9 protein-coding genes are annotated in these 17,731 nt (G+C 50.9%); 5 read left to right on the top strand and 4 right to left on the bottom strand.

The genetic code is table 11. From position 1 onward, the window contains the following. Positions 1-372: 372 nt before the first annotated feature. Together ACN0YN_RS01140 and ACN0YN_RS01145 are read right to left on the bottom strand one after the other, a co-directional pair. Positions 373-1,749: a sialidase family protein gene (locus ACN0YN_RS01140; protein WP_417383134.1), complete on the bottom strand. Its 1,377-nt coding sequence runs from the start codon at positions 1,747-1,749 to the stop codon at positions 373-375. Positions 1,750-2,320: 571 nt separating this feature from the next. After that, on the bottom strand, positions 2,321-3,793 hold the full coding sequence (locus tag ACN0YN_RS01145; RefSeq protein ID WP_417383135.1) for an aldehyde dehydrogenase family protein: 1,473 nt from the start codon (positions 3,791-3,793) through the stop codon (positions 2,321-2,323). A gap of 548 nt (positions 3,794-4,341) precedes the next feature. On the opposite strand from ACN0YN_RS01145, the gene ACN0YN_RS01150 reads away from it, so the two are divergent. From ACN0YN_RS01150 to ACN0YN_RS01170, 5 genes are all read left to right on the top strand, one after another. Beyond that, positions 4,342-6,762: a fatty acid cis/trans isomerase gene (locus ACN0YN_RS01150; protein ID WP_417383136.1), complete on the top strand. Its 2,421-nt coding sequence runs from the start codon at positions 4,342-4,344 to the stop codon at positions 6,760-6,762. Positions 6,763-6,950: 188 nt separating this feature from the next. Beyond that, on the top strand, positions 6,951-11,192 hold the full coding sequence (locus ACN0YN_RS01155; protein WP_417383137.1) for a protein kinase domain-containing protein: 4,242 nt from the start codon (positions 6,951-6,953) through the stop codon (positions 11,190-11,192). Positions 11,193-11,626: 434 nt separating this feature from the next. After that, positions 11,627-12,670: a DUF1559 domain-containing protein gene (locus ACN0YN_RS01160; RefSeq protein ID WP_417383138.1), complete on the top strand. Its 1,044-nt coding sequence runs from the start codon at positions 11,627-11,629 to the stop codon at positions 12,668-12,670. Positions 12,671-13,209: 539 nt separating this feature from the next. Continuing rightward, positions 13,210-13,761, top strand: a complete 552-nt coding sequence (locus tag ACN0YN_RS01165) for a hypothetical protein (protein WP_417383139.1) — start codon at positions 13,210-13,212, stop codon at positions 13,759-13,761. A 138-nt stretch (positions 13,762-13,899) separates the two neighbouring features. Beyond that, on the top strand, positions 13,900-14,418 hold the full coding sequence (locus ACN0YN_RS01170; RefSeq protein WP_417383140.1) for a hypothetical protein: 519 nt from the start codon (positions 13,900-13,902) through the stop codon (positions 14,416-14,418). A gap of 80 nt (positions 14,419-14,498) precedes the next feature. Here the strand turns inward: ACN0YN_RS01170 and ACN0YN_RS01175 are convergent, their stop codons facing one another. Together ACN0YN_RS01175 and ACN0YN_RS01180 are read right to left on the bottom strand one after the other, a co-directional pair. Further along, positions 14,499-15,521 (bottom strand): hypothetical protein, encoded by a 1,023-nt coding sequence (locus ACN0YN_RS01175; RefSeq protein ID WP_417383141.1) that lies wholly within the window; start codon positions 15,519-15,521, stop codon positions 14,499-14,501. Positions 15,522-15,963: 442 nt separating this feature from the next. After that, positions 15,964-17,400 (bottom strand): hypothetical protein, encoded by a 1,437-nt coding sequence (locus ACN0YN_RS01180; protein ID WP_417383142.1) that lies wholly within the window; start codon positions 17,398-17,400, stop codon positions 15,964-15,966. Positions 17,401-17,731: the final 331 nt, after the last annotated feature.

Here is a 17,731-nt window from a genome sequence, read left to right on the forward strand (position 1 = left end):
ACCCATGTGTCATCCCGCTGTGTAACCACGCGATCAAAATAACCGTTGACTTTCCAGCAGACAAATACCCCCACAGTTCAGATCTGTTTTATTCACGACCACGAAAAACAAGAAATTACACGAAAATTAACTGTGATCGATCAGGTCAGAACCGGTCACTTCCAGACCTGGATCGAACCATAAAAATAATGATTTCAGTCCAAGGAACCAGCACAATCAGCATCGGCAAATAATTCAAGATCATCAGCAGTTCAACAGAATCCGTTCCGAACGTTCATCACGAACCTCCATCCAGGCTTTCGTGCCCTTTCGTACTTTTCGTGGTAGCAAAAAAAGGATACCGAGAGCGGGCCTGATCAGGTTCCCCCCCCGTCATTCCACCATGATCTTCCGGCACAAAATCGTTTTGCGTTTCACGCCGTCCTCATCCGGGTAATAAAAATCGCTGTAAAAGAGCAGGGCACTGTTCTCGTCGAGAGGCACGATTTCCGGGTTGTTACAGGAACCGTCCCAGTCGTGGAAGGTCGGATCTGCTACAGGCTTGTTCGCCAGTCCGCTGCGGTCGCCTGGTGTCATCACCACCAGCGGTTCGGTCCACTTCGTTCCACTGTCGTTGAGCGCAGCTCGAACGAACGTCCCCGGACGGGCATAACAGAGCAGCGTCACCCCATTCTCGAGTCGGCACAAACGCGGCAGGATACCGACGTCGTCGAACTTCACCGGCTTCGACCAGGTTCGCCCCATGTCTGTCGAACGCGTCATATACATCGGGTCCCACTCTTTGCCGGTCGAAGAATACCAGGTCGATCGCAGGAACCAGACAATCGAACCGTCCGGCATGAATTCAATGTCACTGTCGCTGAAGCCGCCACTCTTGTAGGGGAACTCGTGACCGTTGGCTTCGTATTCCAGATGCGACCGCCGCTGAAACGTTTTACCATTGTCCTCGGAACGGAAGATTTCCGCCGAGTAGTACGGACTGTACTGCCCGTTCTCCGGATTGAGATGCCCCTCACCCGAAAAGACACTCACCCAGATCGCACCGTCGGGTCCCAGTTTCGGATTGCCTCGCGGAAAGATCGACTTCAGCACTTTCTTTCCATTGCGACTGACGTGCACTACGCGTGTCAGGTAAGGCCAGTCTACCCCTGCCTGTTCCAGTACTGGTTTTGTCTTTCCCTTTGGAATGCGAAACAGCGTCCATTCCTTTTTTGACAGGCTGGGTGGCAGGCGATCCGCATTGTAGGCATTGATCGTCGTGCCCCCCATCCAGAACGTCATGCCGTCGGGAATCGGCAGGATGCCTTCCTCAGCCTGCTTTGAGAAATTATAAGCGGGCGTGTATCTGTTCCAGGGAATCTGCTTGTACTCGCTCACATCGACGCCCGATTCCGGCGGCAGATAAACCCGGTCACCGTTGGCCAGCAGCAGACCGCACTCCTGCGCGACCGAAGCATCGACCTCTTGCCAGGTTTTCCCTTTGTCGCGACTTTCAAACCAGAGGGCCGTTGAGCCGTAGTTGCTGATATCGTCATTTTTCACATGCACGGAAACCACAAACCGATCCTTCAGCCGATAAGGCCGCGGAAACTGGTAGGGACCCCAGAGCTGCTCCTCCGGCCGAATCCCCCGCACAATCACCTGCGGTTCCCCCATCGTTAACTTGATCGGAGACTCTGATTTCTCCTGGGCGGCTGTGTAGCTCGTGCAGACAATCACGAATAAGAAAGAACGGAAGATGAAGCGCATAGTGGTTCTCATTAATATTTAATTTGAAATGGAAATCGTTCAGTATTTGTGTACGGTCCCATCGTACACGCATCCTGTGGTGCATACAACGAATGCAGAAACAGGAATGTCTGGTTTATCATCCAGCCAGCAGGAGGACAAAATAAAGCTGAGATCGATTTTATTTCTACCACGAAAAACACCAAATCACACGAAAATGAACTGTGATCGATCAGGTCAGAACTGGTCGTTACCAGACCTTGATCGAAACACAAAAATAATGGTTTTAGTCCATGGAACCAGCTCAACCAACATCGGCAAAAAATCTAGAGCGCATCACATTTAACCATAGCGTCTATCAATCTACTATACTCGGTCCAAATGGACCTGGAGACGCAATAGTAAAACTGGACACAGTCTAGATCATCAGCCGTTCAACAGAATCAGTTCCGAACGTTCAGGGCGAATCCCCATCCAGAATTTCGTGCCCTTTCGTATTTTTCGTGGTAGAAAAAATGAATACGGATACAAAAAAAGGGCAGGACACAATCAATCTGCATCCTGCCCCTGTTGTTTCTTTTATAGATCGGAATTACTCAGGCCACGGAGACTTCTCGGTCGCCAGGGAGTAAATCACGGACTTGGAATTGCAGTATTCGTGGGCTGCTTCGATGTAACCCAGCTCGGCACCAAATCCACTTTTCTTGTAACCATAAATCGGTACATTCGGTCGCAGGTAGCCGCCCCCATTGATGGAGATCCGACCTGCCTTCAGCTCGCGCGCAACGCGCAGTGCCCGTGTGCCGTCGGTCGACCAGATATTGGCCATCAGACCGAAGTCAGAATCGTTGGCGATGCGAATTGCTTCCTCTTCCGTCTTGAAAGTCATCACACTCAAGACCGGGCCGAAAACTTCTTCCTTCGCCACTGCCATGTCCGGAGAGACCTGGTCAAAAATCGTAGGTGGATAGAAGCAGTCCAGCGGATCGTCTGAAATATCGCCCGACAGGACCAGGCGTGCCCCTTCCTGTTTCGCCTGTTCAACGCGGTTGCGTACGAAGTCGCAGTGTGTTGGCGTCGCCAGGCAACCCAGGTGCATTGAAGGATCGGTCGGATCCCCCTGTCTCAGGCCTTTGGCCTTGGCAATAATCTGCTCCAGCAGTTCATCGTGCTGGCTCTCATGCACCAGTAGTCGAGAGCCGGCCACGCAGATCTGACCCAGGTGACAGAAAATTCCGGTGATCACGCCGTTCACGACATGATCCATCGGCGCATCCGGGAAGACGACGCTGGGCGTTTTGCCCCCCAGTTCCAGCAGCACCCCTTTCATGCCGTCTTTGGCGGCTTCCATCAGCTGGGCACCGGTTTCATAGCGTCCTGTGAAAGCGATTTTATTGATGCCGGGATGTTTCACGAGAGCCGTTCCCGCTTCCGCACCGGTCCCATGAATCACATTGATCACGCCGGGAGGAAAGCCGACTTCTTCGGCCATTTTCGCCAGCATCAATGCAGAGAGCGGAGAAACTTCAGAAGGTTTCAACACGACCGTGTTGCCGCAGGCGAGGATCGGGGCCAGCTTGATCGCTGCATTGGTCATCGGATAATTCCAGGGAACAATCGCCGCGATCACACCCATTGGTTCGCGAAACTGCATCGTCACGTTGTCAGGCAGACCGCCATACGAGTGACCGGCAATTTTGTCCGGCAGACCGGCGTAGCTTTCAATCACGTCGGCGCCACAGGGAATGTCGAAGCCCAGAGTGTCGCGAATCGGCTTACCGATGTTGAGTGTATCCGTCATCGCCAGATCTTCCGCGGATTCGCGAATCCGTTCGGCGAGTTTGAAGAGCAGTCGTCCCCGCTCCAGGCCATCCATTCGCGGCCAGATTCCTTCATCAAACGCGCGGCGGGCCGCGGTCACAGCGAGGTTGACATCATTCGCATCGGCCAGCGCGATCTCTGCCAGCGGCTCCCGTGTCGCCGGGTTCGTGATCGTCCAGCTGGTGCTCGAGTGACCGTCGACCCATTTTCCATCAATATACATCTTATCTGGCCAGGAGGGCATCTTTTCAGTTCCTTACGTTTGTGATTAATACTGGTGCAGGTCTGAACTGAATCAGACGGGGAGTGAACCAATATCTTAACAAAGCTAATCAATCCAGGGCAACCGTTGAGAAAGCACTCCAGTCAGGCTGGAGCAGAATCCGTGTAGAGCGAAATAAGCAGTAAAACGCTTCAGACTTACGATCTCAGTATTTTGCTACCACAAAAATCACGAAAGCACACGAAATTTATAGTATGGGTAGGCCCGGATGCACATCCGGGCCGAGCGCAGCGAGCAGGAAACTGACAGGGAAAGCAAACCAGTCAAAAGGAACACCCTCATCTCAGCTTATATGAGTGTTACCCATGTGTCCGAACGTGTGTTATCTTTGTGTCCGGTCTAAATACTTGTCTGACAGTCCGCAGCATCGTCAAGCATTCCCTCAACAGAATTCCCCTGCCCGCAGTCGTGGGTTGACACTCTGTTTCCCCACGCCTATCTTGAAATTTGATTCAGTGGAGCGTGAAAACGAACGGAAATATTTCTCAGGATGATGTTGGGATAAGGCATTGAAAAATAAGGTTCGCCACACAGCGGTTGTGCTGATGCTGCTCCTGCTTGCCGGCGTGATTGCGGGCAGCGTGTTCTGGAACCGGGTGGACGAGCAGTCCGACTGGCAACCGTTTGTTTTAACGCCGACTGTTTATCCCGCATCCACAGACTCAGACCTCGACGGCAACTTCTATCTCGACAAGATACAGCCGATCTTCAATCGGCGGTGCATTGTCTGTCATGGCTGTCTCGACTCCCCCTGTCTGCTCAAGCTCACCTGCTATGAAGGTCTGACCCGGGGGGCCCGCAGAGTCAATCCCGATGCGACGCACGTGTTTGCCGAAAAACCGGTCCGTCTGGGGGACGAACCTTCTCTGGCTGCCTGGCGCGAGCAGGGCTTCTGCAGCGTCGTCGAACAGCAGGGGCCGCCTGAGGAACGTCCCGCGAAGAGCATTCTGTTCCGCATGCTGGTTGCGGGCACCGAACATAACCAGCCCCCCTTTGAACTTAAGCCGCTCGAACCGATTTATCATTCCGTCAATGAACACCTTTGCCCGTGCGAACAGGAGATCGACGCTTATCTGAAACAGCGACCGACCGCAGGCATGCCATTCGGAATGCCTGCCCTCCCGGCGGATGAGAATCAGCTCTTTTCCGAATGGATCACCGCCGGCTCACCCGGTCCCACGTCTGACGCGATGGCCCCACTTCAGAAACTGGCGCAGCCGGAAGTTATCGCCGGCTGGGAAGCCTTTTTGAACCAGGAGGCCGCACTCTCGCCTCTGGTCAGCCGTTTTATTTTCGAACACGCCTTTCTGGCGACACTGCATTTCGAGGAATCGCCGGGTGAATATTTTCGACTGGTCCGTTCCACGACACCGCCGATCCAGGTCCAAACCAATGCGGACGGCGAACGTGTTGTCGTTCCGAGTCCGGTTCACGAAATCAAAACCGCGCGCCCCTACGATACACCCTACATCCCCGGCGTCGAGAAATTCTATTACCGGCTGAAAAAGGTCACTGAAGCGCGGGTCCAGAAGTCCCTCTTCATCTGGCAGTTGAGCGATGACAAACTCAAACGCCTCGATGCACTCTTTTTCCAGGTCGAACCGGTAGCCGACAAGAGCCTGTCACCCGACTATCCCAGCCACAACCCCTTCGAGGTTTTCCAGGCGATTCCTGCCCGGTCGCGTGCGCAGTTCCTTGTGGAAAACTCGCATCTAATCGTCAGCGGCATGATTCGCGGGCCGGTCTGCGTCGGGAACCTGGCGACCTACGCCATTAAAGACAATTTCTGGGTCTTCTTCGTCGATCCCGCGCACGATCCCTCGGTCCTCAAGCCCGAACTTGGTCTCAAGTCATGGGATGATTTCATGGACTACGGTCTTGAGGGAAACGCCGTCTATAACGAAGCGTATTTCAAGGTGCTCGATCAATACAAGCCGACCGGTTATCAGCTTGACGATGTCTGGGACGGGAAACAGAAAAACCAGAATGCCTGGCTCACCATCCTCCGCAATGAAACCAACGCGACCGTTCTTCGCGGTCGACAGGGGGGCATCCCGCCCACTTTCTGGCTGATCGACTACAGCGGCTTTGAACGTCTCTATTACTCACTGGTTGTCAATTACCAATATTATGGCAGCGTCGAACAGAAGCTGGCGACCTGGGAATTCATGAGCCGCCTGCGGCAGGAATTCGAAGACAACTTCCTCCGTCTGCTGCCGGTCGACGCGCGTCAGAAATACCGCGACCTCTGGACGCGCGGCATCGGACAGGAACTCATCTTCCGCATGCCTTTTCCCGGTGAAGACGTTGGCGAGGGACTCGACGCGGAAGGAACCGATCCCATTTCCGGCGTACTAAGTAATATTCAGCGCCGCTTCACCGAAGCGGTCAGCGGCCCGCGCGATCTGCTCAACACCGGGGACAAGCCAGACGTCAAACTGACCGATCCCGTGAACGACTTCGCGAACTGGGAAGCCGCCCTCTCGACGCTCACGATGCGCACCAACCTGAAGTTCACACAGTTTCTGCCCAGCAACACCTTCCTCCGAGTGACCAAAGGGGAAGAGAGCCGCGTCTACTCGCTGGTCGCCAATCGCTCGTATGCCTTCAACAATGTCGTCTTCGACGAAAACGGTGCCCGGCAACCCGAGTTGGATACCATGAGCGTCTACAACGGCCTTGTCGGCGACTTCCCCAATCTCATCATCGATCTGAAACTGGAAGAAGCCTCGGCGTTTCTCACCGGACTCAATGCCATCTCTACATCTGAGGAATGGACCGCCTGGAAAAACAAATACGGTACCCTCCGCAACACGGCTGCTTTCTGGCCTATGCTCGACTGGCTGACCGACTGGAATTTCCAGAATCGCCAGCCCGACGCAGGGTATTTCGACCTGAAATACTACATGCTGCTCGATTCCACTTATTAAAAGCACGGGCACCACACTCATCAGGGTTTTATGCGGGGATCTGTCTCCGTGAGTTAAATAATTAGTCTGTAACCAGTTTCTTCAGACAATATGAGCTTGTTATCTCTCAAAAATTGATTAAATTTAGACTGTTCACCCAGCAGGATGTTTCCAACTGTTCAGCTCGAAAATAGATCAATCCACCCGCCATGACGATGACCCTGGAACAGTTTGTAACTCAACTCGATGAGAGCGGTGTGCTTTCGCCTGAAGAGTTCGCTTTATTTCAAGAGTTACATGGTGCGGACATCACGACTGCTGAAGACCTGGGAAAGCAACTGGTCAAACATAAGAAAATCACAAAACTGCAGGCCCAGATGGTCTACCAGGGGCAGGGCAATAAACTGCGGTTTGGGAATTATGTGATCCAGGAAAAGATTGGCTCAGGCGGGATGGGCGATGTTTATCTGGCGAAACATCGTCGCATGTTTCGCACGGTCGCCCTCAAACTGCTGCCGACGGAGATGGCGAAAGATCAGAATACCATCCGCCGTTTCCAGCGCGAAGTTCAGGCAGCCGCAAAGTTATCTCATGCTAACATCGTTACAGCGCACGATGCGGATGAAGTCGAAGGCATGCATTACCTGGTGATGGAGTATGTCGAGGGAACCGACCTGTCTGAACTGGTGAAACAGCAGGGGGTACTCTCGGTCGGGCAGGCGCTGGATTACATTCTCCAGGCAGCAAAAGGGCTCGAATACGCGCATCAGGAAGGGATCATTCATCGCGACATCAAACCCTCCAACATGCTGCTGGATAAAAACGGGACCATCAAAATCCTGGATATGGGACTTGCGCGGATTGATGAAATCGATGAGGAGAACCCGGCCACCGCGCTGACACAGTCAGGCAGTGTCATGGGGACGGTCGATTACATGTCGCCGGAACAGGCACAGAGCACTCATACCGCTGATAACCGTTCTGATATCTACAGTCTGGGATGTACTCTCTATTTTTTACTGACGGGGAATTCCGTCTATGGCGGCAAGACGGTGGTCAATCGAATTCTGGCACATCGCGACCAGCCCATTCCCTCGCTCGTTTCCACGAATGTGCATGTTCCTGCCAACGTGGATGGCATCTATCAGAAAATGATTGCCAAGCAGCCTGAAGATCGCTTTCAGTCGATGCAGGAGGTAATCGATGCGATTGAAAAGTGTGACGTGTTAAATCCGTCTTCCACAATGTCCGCAGACCCGCCAGACCCGGAACTGCAGAAGTTCCTGCAGTCGCAGAAGATCGCATCCAGTCCGACCATCGTCATGCCGGCAGGGGAAATATCGACGGACACACAGGAAAGCAATCTTACTTCCGATTTTATGAATCAGAGTCTGAACGGTACTACCTTTGAACCGTTACAGAGAAGAAAGAAGTCGACAGGAAAACGGGGCTGGCTGATCTCAGGTCTCGTGCTGGGATCACTGGTATTGATGGCGGGGTTTGTTTTCAAGGGAGCACCGTCCGCCGGGTCTGTCATTCTGGATGTGGATCAGACTGATATCACCGGTGCCGTCGTCTCGGTCGATGGCGAGCAGAAGCTGACGATTCAAACAGGCAAAGATCAACCGCCAATCCTGGTCGCCGCCGATGAGCAGCAACACACCCTCACAGTCACTAAACAGGGCTTCGAACCCTTCACCCGGCAATTCACCGTCAAGTCAGGACAGTCAGAGACAGTCAAGGTCCACCTGGTGCCAGTGGCAGTTGCCACTGTTGAAGAACCGGCTCCCATGCCTTTGACCATGACAGAGCGTGAAATTCTCGAGTGGGTTTTCAGCCAGGGAGGCAAGGTAAGTGTCAACTCACCTCTGAATCATGTCTCCCGTATGGAAGAGCTGCCGGATGAGCCTGTCAGCTTTTATAACATCGATTTGAGTAATACGGCCATCGTACCTCAGGAACTGTCACTGCTGAGAGGACTGAGCAATCTCACCACCCTGAAATTGGATTATACTCAGATTCAAGATCAGGACCTGCAATATCTCAAGAACCTGAAAGACTTAGGGTTTCTCCATTTAAATCACACCAGTATTACTGGTGAGGGGCTCAAGTATCTTAAGGAACTCCCTGTTTTAAATGCGATTTCGCTGGAAGACACAAAACTCACTGATGCCGGGCTGCGTGAGCTTATTCGTCATAAGCCGCTGCGTCTGCTGTATGTCACCAATACCGACATTACTAACGACGGTATGAAAACAATCGGGGAGATGGAAAATCTGACGAAATTAAAGTTTAGCAATAACCGGCAACTCAATGATACTGGTATGGCGTACCTCGCCAGTCTGACCAAACTGGAATCTTTATATGCCCACCTGAATCGCAACATCACAGACGAGGGGATAAAGCACCTGCAGGGGTTGAACTCACTGTATGAGATCACATTGGCAACCACAGGCATCACGGATGAGGGATTGCAATATCTCGTCGGGCTGGAAAACCTGGGGAAACTGGATCTCGTGAACTGCAAGATCACTGATGTCGGTCTCAAGTATCTTTATAATATGAAGACCCTGCGGAATCTCAAGCTCAGCCAGACCAAAGTCACTCCCGAGGGAATCGCCGCGCTAAAACAGGCTCTGCCAAAATGCGAAATTGAAAGCGATTTCAAGGCTGAAATGCAGAACAGTATGCCCAGGTCAGAGCGCGAAATCGCCGAGTGGGTCATCGGTCTGGGAGGTAGCGTGGCCGTCAATGGCATGTCCTGTAAACAGATCACAGATTTACCAGATGAAACGTTTGAAATTACCGCTGTCGCACTGCGGGGTCTGAGTTTCGAAGACCACCAGCTGGCATCGCTGGCGAATCTGAAAAAACTGACGGGATTGTACCTGGATACAGCCTCTATCAGCGACAGCACCCTGGCGCATCTGGGCAAACTCCAGCAGTTGCAAAAACTCTGTCTGAAAGAAACTAAGATCACCGGGGCCGTGCTGAGTAACTTGGGAGAAATACCTGGATTAACATATCTTGATGTGGCAGGCTCAGCACTCACGAACGTTGGTCTGAAGAACATCGCCAACCTGAAACAGCTTGTCACTTTAAATATTTCACACATTGCAGGAATCGATGATACTGGCCTGGCTCATATCGCCGGTATGACAAAACTGCAGGAGTTATACCTGCACAATAATCCACAGTTGACGGATGAAGGAATCAAGCACATCCGGGAGATGCAACTGTTGACAGAGCTCACCTTGGACAACACGACTATTTCAGACACAGGGATGCAATACCTGGCTGGAATGAAAGACCTGGAAAAACTGGGACTCGCCAATTGCCAGCGTCTTTCTGATGCCAGTTTCGTACATCTGGTCAATTTGAAGAATTTGAAATCGCTACAGCTATTCCTGACGCCCATTACCGACGCGGGGTTGAAACATCTTCATGGTCTGAAGAAGCTCGAACTGCTTGATCTGCGTGATACAAAAGTCACTCGCGGGGGGATCACCGCGCTGCAGCAGGCTCTACCGAACTGCAAGATTGAAAGCAATTTTAAGGCTGCCATGCTGAACGGTTCGCCGAAAACAGGACGCGAGATCGCCGAGTGGATTATTAGAATAGGCGGTCGTGTTGCAGTGAACCGCATATCCTGCAAACAGCTGGCAGAGATACCGGAGGGGACCGTTGTGATTGATGCCATCAATCTCAGGGAAAAGAACCTCAAAGACCCGGCACTGGCTCCGCTGGCTAATCTGAAAAAACTCGAAGTACTCTATCTGGATTCCAACCCCATCACCGATACCACGCTGCAGTATTTCAGTGAACTGCCCCTGCTGACTACGCTCAGTCTGCCCAAAACGAAAATGACGGGGGACGGACTAAAATATCTGGCGGGCTTATCGAAATTAGTCACACTCGATTTGGAAGGCTCAGCAATCACAAATAACGGCCTGAAAGACAGTGGTCAATTGCAGTCACTGCTCTCACTGAATATCGCTGTTAACCCTGAAATTGATGATGCTGGTCTGGCTCATCTCGCAGCACTGACGGGGCTGAAAAAACTTTTTGCTCACAGGAACCCCGACATCACGGACGAGGGGCTCAAGCATCTACAGGGAATGAAAGAACTCGAACTGCTCTCACTGGGAAGCACCGGGATCACTGACGTTGGGCTCAAGCAGATTGCCGAGTTTGAGAAGCTCAAACGACTGGAAATCTACAATACCCGGATCACCGATACCGGCCTTGAGAAACTCGCAAAGTTGAAGGATCTGAATTTACTGGCTCTACAACTTACTTCCATTACCGATGATGGTCTCAAGCATCTGCACGGCCTTGAGAAACTGGAATCCCTCGACCTCAGCCAAACCAAAGTCACCCCAGATGGCATCGCCTCTCTGCGACAGGCCTTACCGAACTGTCAGATCAAAAGCGATTTCGCAAAAAAATAAAATCCGCTTCAGACCGTTGAGAACAGAAGCAAGAGGCGGTACCGACACACTCGATCCACCTGGCAATCAGATTTTGAACGCATCGGGAAACTCCCTTCTCGCACTCCACAGCTCCTGCGTCTTCATGAAATATTAATATACGGCGTATTCTTAACTGAAGATTCATAATTCGATCATTAAGCCTTCATTTCTGATTGTACAATGTGGATCAATTCGGAGGCATTTGGCAACGAGTCAACAGGCTCTCCGTTTTCTTCCGTACGCCTTCGGTTATTTCTTCCCGCCGCCCGTAGGCTAACGACTCACGTTACCCGCCTCTGTACGCTTTCTGCTATTGCTACCCGCCACCTGTACGCCAATGGTCATTGACACCCGCAGGCTTTTGGTTTTCACACATTCAGGGTAGGGGTTCACACCCAAAAGAAAGGAAGATTATGCGTTCTCATTCCAGGCTGCGCGGCAGCCACAGAGGATTTACGTTGATTGAATTGCTGGTGGTGATTGCCATCATTGCCATCCTGATCGCACTGTTGCTCCCCGCTGTGCAGCAGGCACGGGAAGCCGCCCGCCGTTCTCAGTGTAAAAATAATTTGAAGCAGATCGGCCTGGCGATCGCAAACTACGAATCGAGCTATACCCGTTTCCCGACGTCAGGTGAATACACTGATGAGCGCGCTGTCACCCGCCGTATGATGCCGGTTTCCATGCACACCGCGATTCTGCCTTATACCGATCAGGCGCCGCTGTATAATAAGTTGAACTTGAACTACCACTACTCCAACGCCGTTAATGCCCCGTACTGCAAGACGAAACTGGCAGCCTTTGTTTGTCCCTCCAGTTCGCTGACTCAGGTCGATTCCCTCGGCTATGGCATCACCGACTATATGCCGATTGCTTATACCGACCTCGATCCGACCACCGGTCTGCGTAACGCGAGTGGAAGTGGTACCCTGAATGCGGACCGCTGTGGTGCTCTGGGACCTTATAATCCCATCACTGTCAGCATCGACGGTTTGAGCAATACCATTACGGTGATCGAAGACGGTAACCGTCCGACCCAGACTGCCGGTCACTACGATCAGAGCGCCAAAATCGTCGGGGGAGCCACCGGTCTCGATCAAACCCAGATGTTCGGCACTGCTGACGTGGTTCCCGGATCTTTTGGTGGAGTCTTCGGTGCTCCCAACCGCTGGGCTGACCCCGATAACGGTAGCGGCGTTTCCGGTCCTCCGAACATGACCGCTTCCAGTCGTCAGAACATCATCAACAACAACAGTTCTCCCATTGGCGGCCCCTCCGGTTGCCCCTGGGGAACAAATAACTGCGGACCCAACGATGAACCGTTCAGTGCCCACGTAGGTGGTTGCCACGCTCTGCTTGGCGATGGCAGTGTGCATTTCCTGTCGGAAAACATCGACGTCCACATTATCCGCCGCCTCTGCAATCCCAAAGACGGCGAAGTCGTCGGCGAGTATTAAACCTCGACGAAGACTCATTGTTCAAAACGACGAAACCCAGACTTCAGCGGTACTCCTGCTGAAGGCTGTTTTTGTTATGGCAGGGTTTAGAAAAAACGTCTGGTACGGAATCGTGGATCGGGACCCACATGTCAACCAGTGTGTTGCATCCAGCTGCGATTGAATGCATAAGGTCAGTACTTGCTGACAAACATGGGGTAGGCCCGAATCAAATTCGGGCCGAGCGCAGCGAGCAGGAAACAGACAGGGCAATAGACCAGATCAGCAACAGGAAACCAGCCAGATGGTCTCAGGGCAGTGCTTGTGTGCCCGACTGGCAGAGTCGTTTTCAATTCCGACTCTGCTGTGCCCCGCGTCTCTCGGATACAACTCTCCAATCCAACCCGCCATTTTCTAAAAAAACTTACGTCCGAAGAAGAAAAACATTAAGCTGAACAACAAAAAAACAATCCAGAATCGGCAACGGACAACGTTTTTCTCCAAACCATGTTTGATGCTTTCACCACGACTCAATACATGGAAATTACCTCGAGATCACAATGAGACGAGACCCTGTTAATCCAGTTTTTTCAGAATGCAAGGTGGTTTTTAGTAACGAATCAGGTGATTCACTTACTTTTCAACCACTCCATTATCTGCACTTCAATGATGATGAAGATTCTCCCTCGTCCAGACTGTTGCGGGTAGACTGTGAATTGAGAAGATATGAGCGACTCATTGACGTTGCCGCAGATTACTTTTACCTGCAGTCATTCATTGCCTTGCGTGACTACCTGGCCAGAATACATTGGTTGAGGAATGGGGAAACGCTGGACTTGAGAACGGAAGAGGATGTCCTTGCCATGGCGTTTACACGTCAGAAATCAATTGTATCTGTATCAGGACGTATGCCCGATGATGGCTATTCTAAGATGATGAACCAGGATTATGAAAAATACCTTGAATCACATATCGATACTCAATTGATTTTCCGATTTTATTATCCACTCCCCAAAGTATCTGAGATTGTTAAGCAAATGAATTCGATTTTAGATGTCGTTGACCGTCTGAAAGAGTTGAAATCGGGCAACTCTGAATCAAATTCTGACTAAGCGCAGCGAACAGGAAACTGACAGAGCAGTAGACAAAACCAGAAACAGGAAACCAACCAGATGGTCTCAGGGCTGTACTTGTGTGCCCGACTGGCAGCATAGTTTTCAATTTATAATGAGAAATAATAGAGGAATGATTTGCCTGACAAAAACCGACCCCATTCGATCAATCAACTATTCTCGAGAATGATGAGGCCAGCCTACTCTGAGATTCATGCATTTGTCGTCTTCTGCATCGACCGTATAGAGCACCTCCTGGAAACAGAGAGTTCCCAAAATGCTTTCCTCCAACTCAAGGCCACAGGGACGGTCGAGGCTGATCTGGCGGAACAGGCCATCATTGATTCCAATTCATTCTCACTTCAGAATTCCAGTGCAGCAAAGGCCGTGGGAGAGGCCGTGAGACATTGCACCCGGACTACTGGTTTCCATTATTCCGATGATTATGTCGAACGTGCCCGGCTGGTAGCGTTGTACTGTCAGTGGGCGCTTTCCAGGGAGCAATGTCCGCCTGACCCCGATGACGACCGAGAGGAAACTGACGACGAGGAAAACGAATCCGGGTTAAGCTGGCTGCGCCAGCAGATCGAAGAAAGAGAGCAAAATGAACAACTCACTTTTGTATTTGATAATTTCCCACATTGGATAAAGGGCTGATCAGTTCACTCAACAGCGATCAGATGGGCAATCTCAATTAAAATCAGACCGAATGCATCGAGCGGAATTGACTCCTTAATTCACTGAGAACTCCATTGTCTCTTCTTCAGGAGAATCTGTTTCCAGTAATTTCGAATACGGTCTCTTTCCAGTGCGATATTCGGGTACGTAGTGCCAAACTCTCGCTTTCCGTCTACCGTTTTCCATTGATATAGAACGGTAAGGCCGGCATACGAATATGTAATCTGGGTGACATCGGCGTCAATCACTCGAAAATCGCATCGCGGCTTTAAAATAGTGCTCAAGGCAACATGCGATGCAACAAATGTCTTTTCGTCTTCAAGTGACGTAAGAAGCTGTAAGAGCCCTTTTTTTCCTGTTGTTTTCAGCTCATCTAAAATAAGTGAGTGGCCAGTCACAAAGGGGAATCCTAATCCTGCCAGTCGCCATTCGATCTCAGTCTCTTGTATCAGTTTATGAAATACTGGATTGTCAACTTGCGACTCTTCCAGGCTGACGGGAAATTCCTTTCTTAATGCCTCTTTCCAGTTCTCTTCTTCAGTTGGCTTCAATTCTTGTGCTGCAAGACGTTGCTTCAGGTAGAGTGACCACTTGCTGTTAATTTGAATCTTTTGGTCTGAGATGTGGGGGTACGACACAACTTTCTGGACCGAATTATTTAAATTCTGAAAGTGAACCCACACATTGAGTGAATGATAGGAGACAAAGCATTTGTCTCCATCAATATAGGTTCCTGCCTGTTCTTCTAACTGGAACAGCTCTACAAAGATCACATGTGCAACAATAAATCGTTCTGGGTCTTTCAGGAGTCTCTCGACGAGCGGCAGATGTTTTTTTACAGAAAGTTTTTGTATTTCGTTGGATAAATTCTTGCTGACAACAGGTTTCAAGAGACCGGAAGGAGTTAATTCCCAGTCAATATCCTGATTCTTGAATTCTAATATCGAATGGTTTCTGAAACTGTCTTTGTCTGTCTCTTTTAAAAGACTTTCAGAACCAGCAACATAAGCGATTGATCCGCTTAATAGAATCCAAAGAGAAAAACGAAAAGCGAATTTGAGTCCAGTCTGTCCAGGGCACATGAATACGACTATCTAAAATATTGAATTTAAAGAATTACTAAATGGAATGAGTCCTGTCTTATATGGTTTATTAGATGATAAGCAGTAAAACCCACCCAATGATTCAAGCGCCGATCATTGGGTGGGGGCGTCACTTCGGGACTATGCGAACAGAACGAAGCGACTAACCAACAGGCTGATGATGATTATGGGCACACTTATTGAAAGTTTCCACCAGCGAAACAGGAAATGGCAAACGCGATGAGAATCAGGTTGAGCGTGTGGTCGAAGCACGAACTCCCAGCTTCTTCTCTGGTCTGTCATTCACTTTGTTTTCCCTCAGGTTAAAAGATTTTTAATTTGCTCAATCAGCACAAATCTGACAGAGCAATACACAAAACCAGAAACAGAAAACCAACCAGATCAACGTAGGGTCAAACCTGATGATAAAAAACTCGGAACGTTATTTACGCTTATGCAGCTCTGCCAGCATCTCCAGCAGATTGTCAGTCAGGATCACTGAGGCATCTTTCTGGACGACATTCGTGCCCAGCCAGGTTTCGTAACCGCCGAGCCGATGTTGTTCGGGAGTGGGTAAGTAACCGTGGCGTCCGTTTGCCAGTCCGATGACCATCGTGCGCGCGAACGGGCTGCGATCTTTTATCTCAAGGCCGATCTCAACCAGAGTTTCAAAGGGAATACCCACAATCGCATAGTCACCAATGCGAATGGCCTGGATGGTGACGGTAAGAGAATCTTCTTCCCGTTCGTGCGCCTGGACCACCTTGCGTGCGTAGCTTTGGGCTTTGTTGGGCAGTCTGGCGATTTCGTTTTTGTCTTTCAATGCGAGCACTTTCTCTGCTGCAGTCACATCTTCCGCAGAGGGACGTCGGTATTTCAGGTCAACCTTTCGCTCCAGCATATCGATGGTAAGATCGCGTTCGTAGTTATCAATTTTCTTGTAAGCAAAATAAGCCGTATCAGCGGCTTTGCCCGCCACGATACGGACCTGCTCGAAAGGCTCTCGCGGAGGACGGTTCACAAGAAAGGGGATATTGTTGATATCTCCCGAGGCCCCATTCGACATCATGGCGACGAAGTCCTCTCCCGCACGCAGACGACTGGGCATCAGGCGGGCAAACTCGCCAAAGTAGTCTGCTGAAGAGTGCCTCTGGGGAATGCCTCCCACATAATGCAAGGCATAGTTGGCCAGTAAGGCCAGCGGTTTTCGCTTCTGATTCTGAATGGAAAGGACCATCAATTCAGGATCCGTCGGGCCAGCGGGCCGCTCCAGCACGGCCGGGCTGGTTCCCGGATTCATTTTCACGATGTCCATTTTTCCAAAGGGATTCGCGGGCATCTTTCCAGGCTGCAGAAACCAGCGTCGATTGAAGACTTCTTCAGGAAGATCATGAGACGCCATGCCCAGGGATGCGGTCTGCTGTTGACCAAAAGCCTGAATGATGGACCGGGCAAGCCCATTGATCAGAACTTCCCGATACGCGACATCCCCCGGGGAACCTTCCGTCCGGTTGGAAGGGGGCGTCGAGTGTGAATGCGTCGATGAAATCAGGATGCGTTCGACGGGGATGCCCGTTTTCTCAGAAGCAATCAGTTTCGCTTCGTTCAGCATTTCAGGGGGAGCGCCGAGTGTATCAAGGACGACAATCGCCACAATGGTCTTACCATCATTCAGGACAATCGCCCGGGCATGCAGCGGGTCATGAACAGCGTTTTGATCCATTGCTTTTCCGCTGCGCAGGCTGACGGGAAACTGCTTTGGTGAAACATCGACTGCCGCAGCCCCCGCACGCAGTTGACCCGACTCGGCCTGTACCTCGCTGGCAGGTCCTGTGGCACACCAGACGAGCAGCGTGAAGATGATTGTCCGATTCAACATGGTATTCTCTTTCAGTCAAATGGTTATGAGCATCCTGTTCACCGATTGATTCAAACAGCATTTTCCAGAAGCAAATCCACTTTAGAAATCCTGGATCATCTGCTGATGGATATGTTAACAAACAGACTCAGCAGAATCACGAATCAAATTTCAACGACAATCATGAAATTGGGGCACCAGACGAATTACGAATTTACTCCCACTTCGTCACGCTCACTCAATTGACGTATCACGAACAGTTTATGTTATAATCATAATTCTAACTAAACCCGTAATCCGGCTCTGACCCCAAATACTTCCCACTCAAAGATTCAACAGGAAGCCCTCAATC

Source organism: Gimesia sp., assembly GCF_048260065.1.
Taxonomy (GTDB): Bacteria; Planctomycetota; Planctomycetia; order Planctomycetales; family Planctomycetaceae; genus Gimesia.

Bases quoted from the DNA above. Each gene is read 5' to 3' on its own strand.
- ACN0YN_RS01140 (WP_417383134.1), bottom strand. From the start codon at position 1,749: ATGCGCTTCATCTTCCGTTCTTTCTTATTCGTGATTGTCTGCACGAGC.
- ACN0YN_RS01145 (WP_417383135.1), bottom strand. From the start codon at position 3,793: ATGCCCTCCTGGCCAGATAAGATGTATATTGATGGAAAATGGGTCGAC.
- ACN0YN_RS01155 (WP_417383137.1), top strand. From the start codon at position 6,951: ATGACGATGACCCTGGAACAGTTTGTAACTCAACTCGATGAGAGCGGT.
- ACN0YN_RS01160 (WP_417383138.1), top strand. From the start codon at position 11,627: ATGCGTTCTCATTCCAGGCTGCGCGGCAGCCACAGAGGATTTACGTTG.
- ACN0YN_RS01165 (WP_417383139.1), top strand. From the start codon at position 13,210: ATGAGACGAGACCCTGTTAATCCAGTTTTTTCAGAATGCAAGGTGGTT.
- ACN0YN_RS01175 (WP_417383141.1), bottom strand. From the start codon at position 15,521: ATGTGCCCTGGACAGACTGGACTCAAATTCGCTTTTCGTTTTTCTCTT.
- ACN0YN_RS01180 (WP_417383142.1), bottom strand. From the start codon at position 17,400: ATGTTGAATCGGACAATCATCTTCACGCTGCTCGTCTGGTGTGCCACA.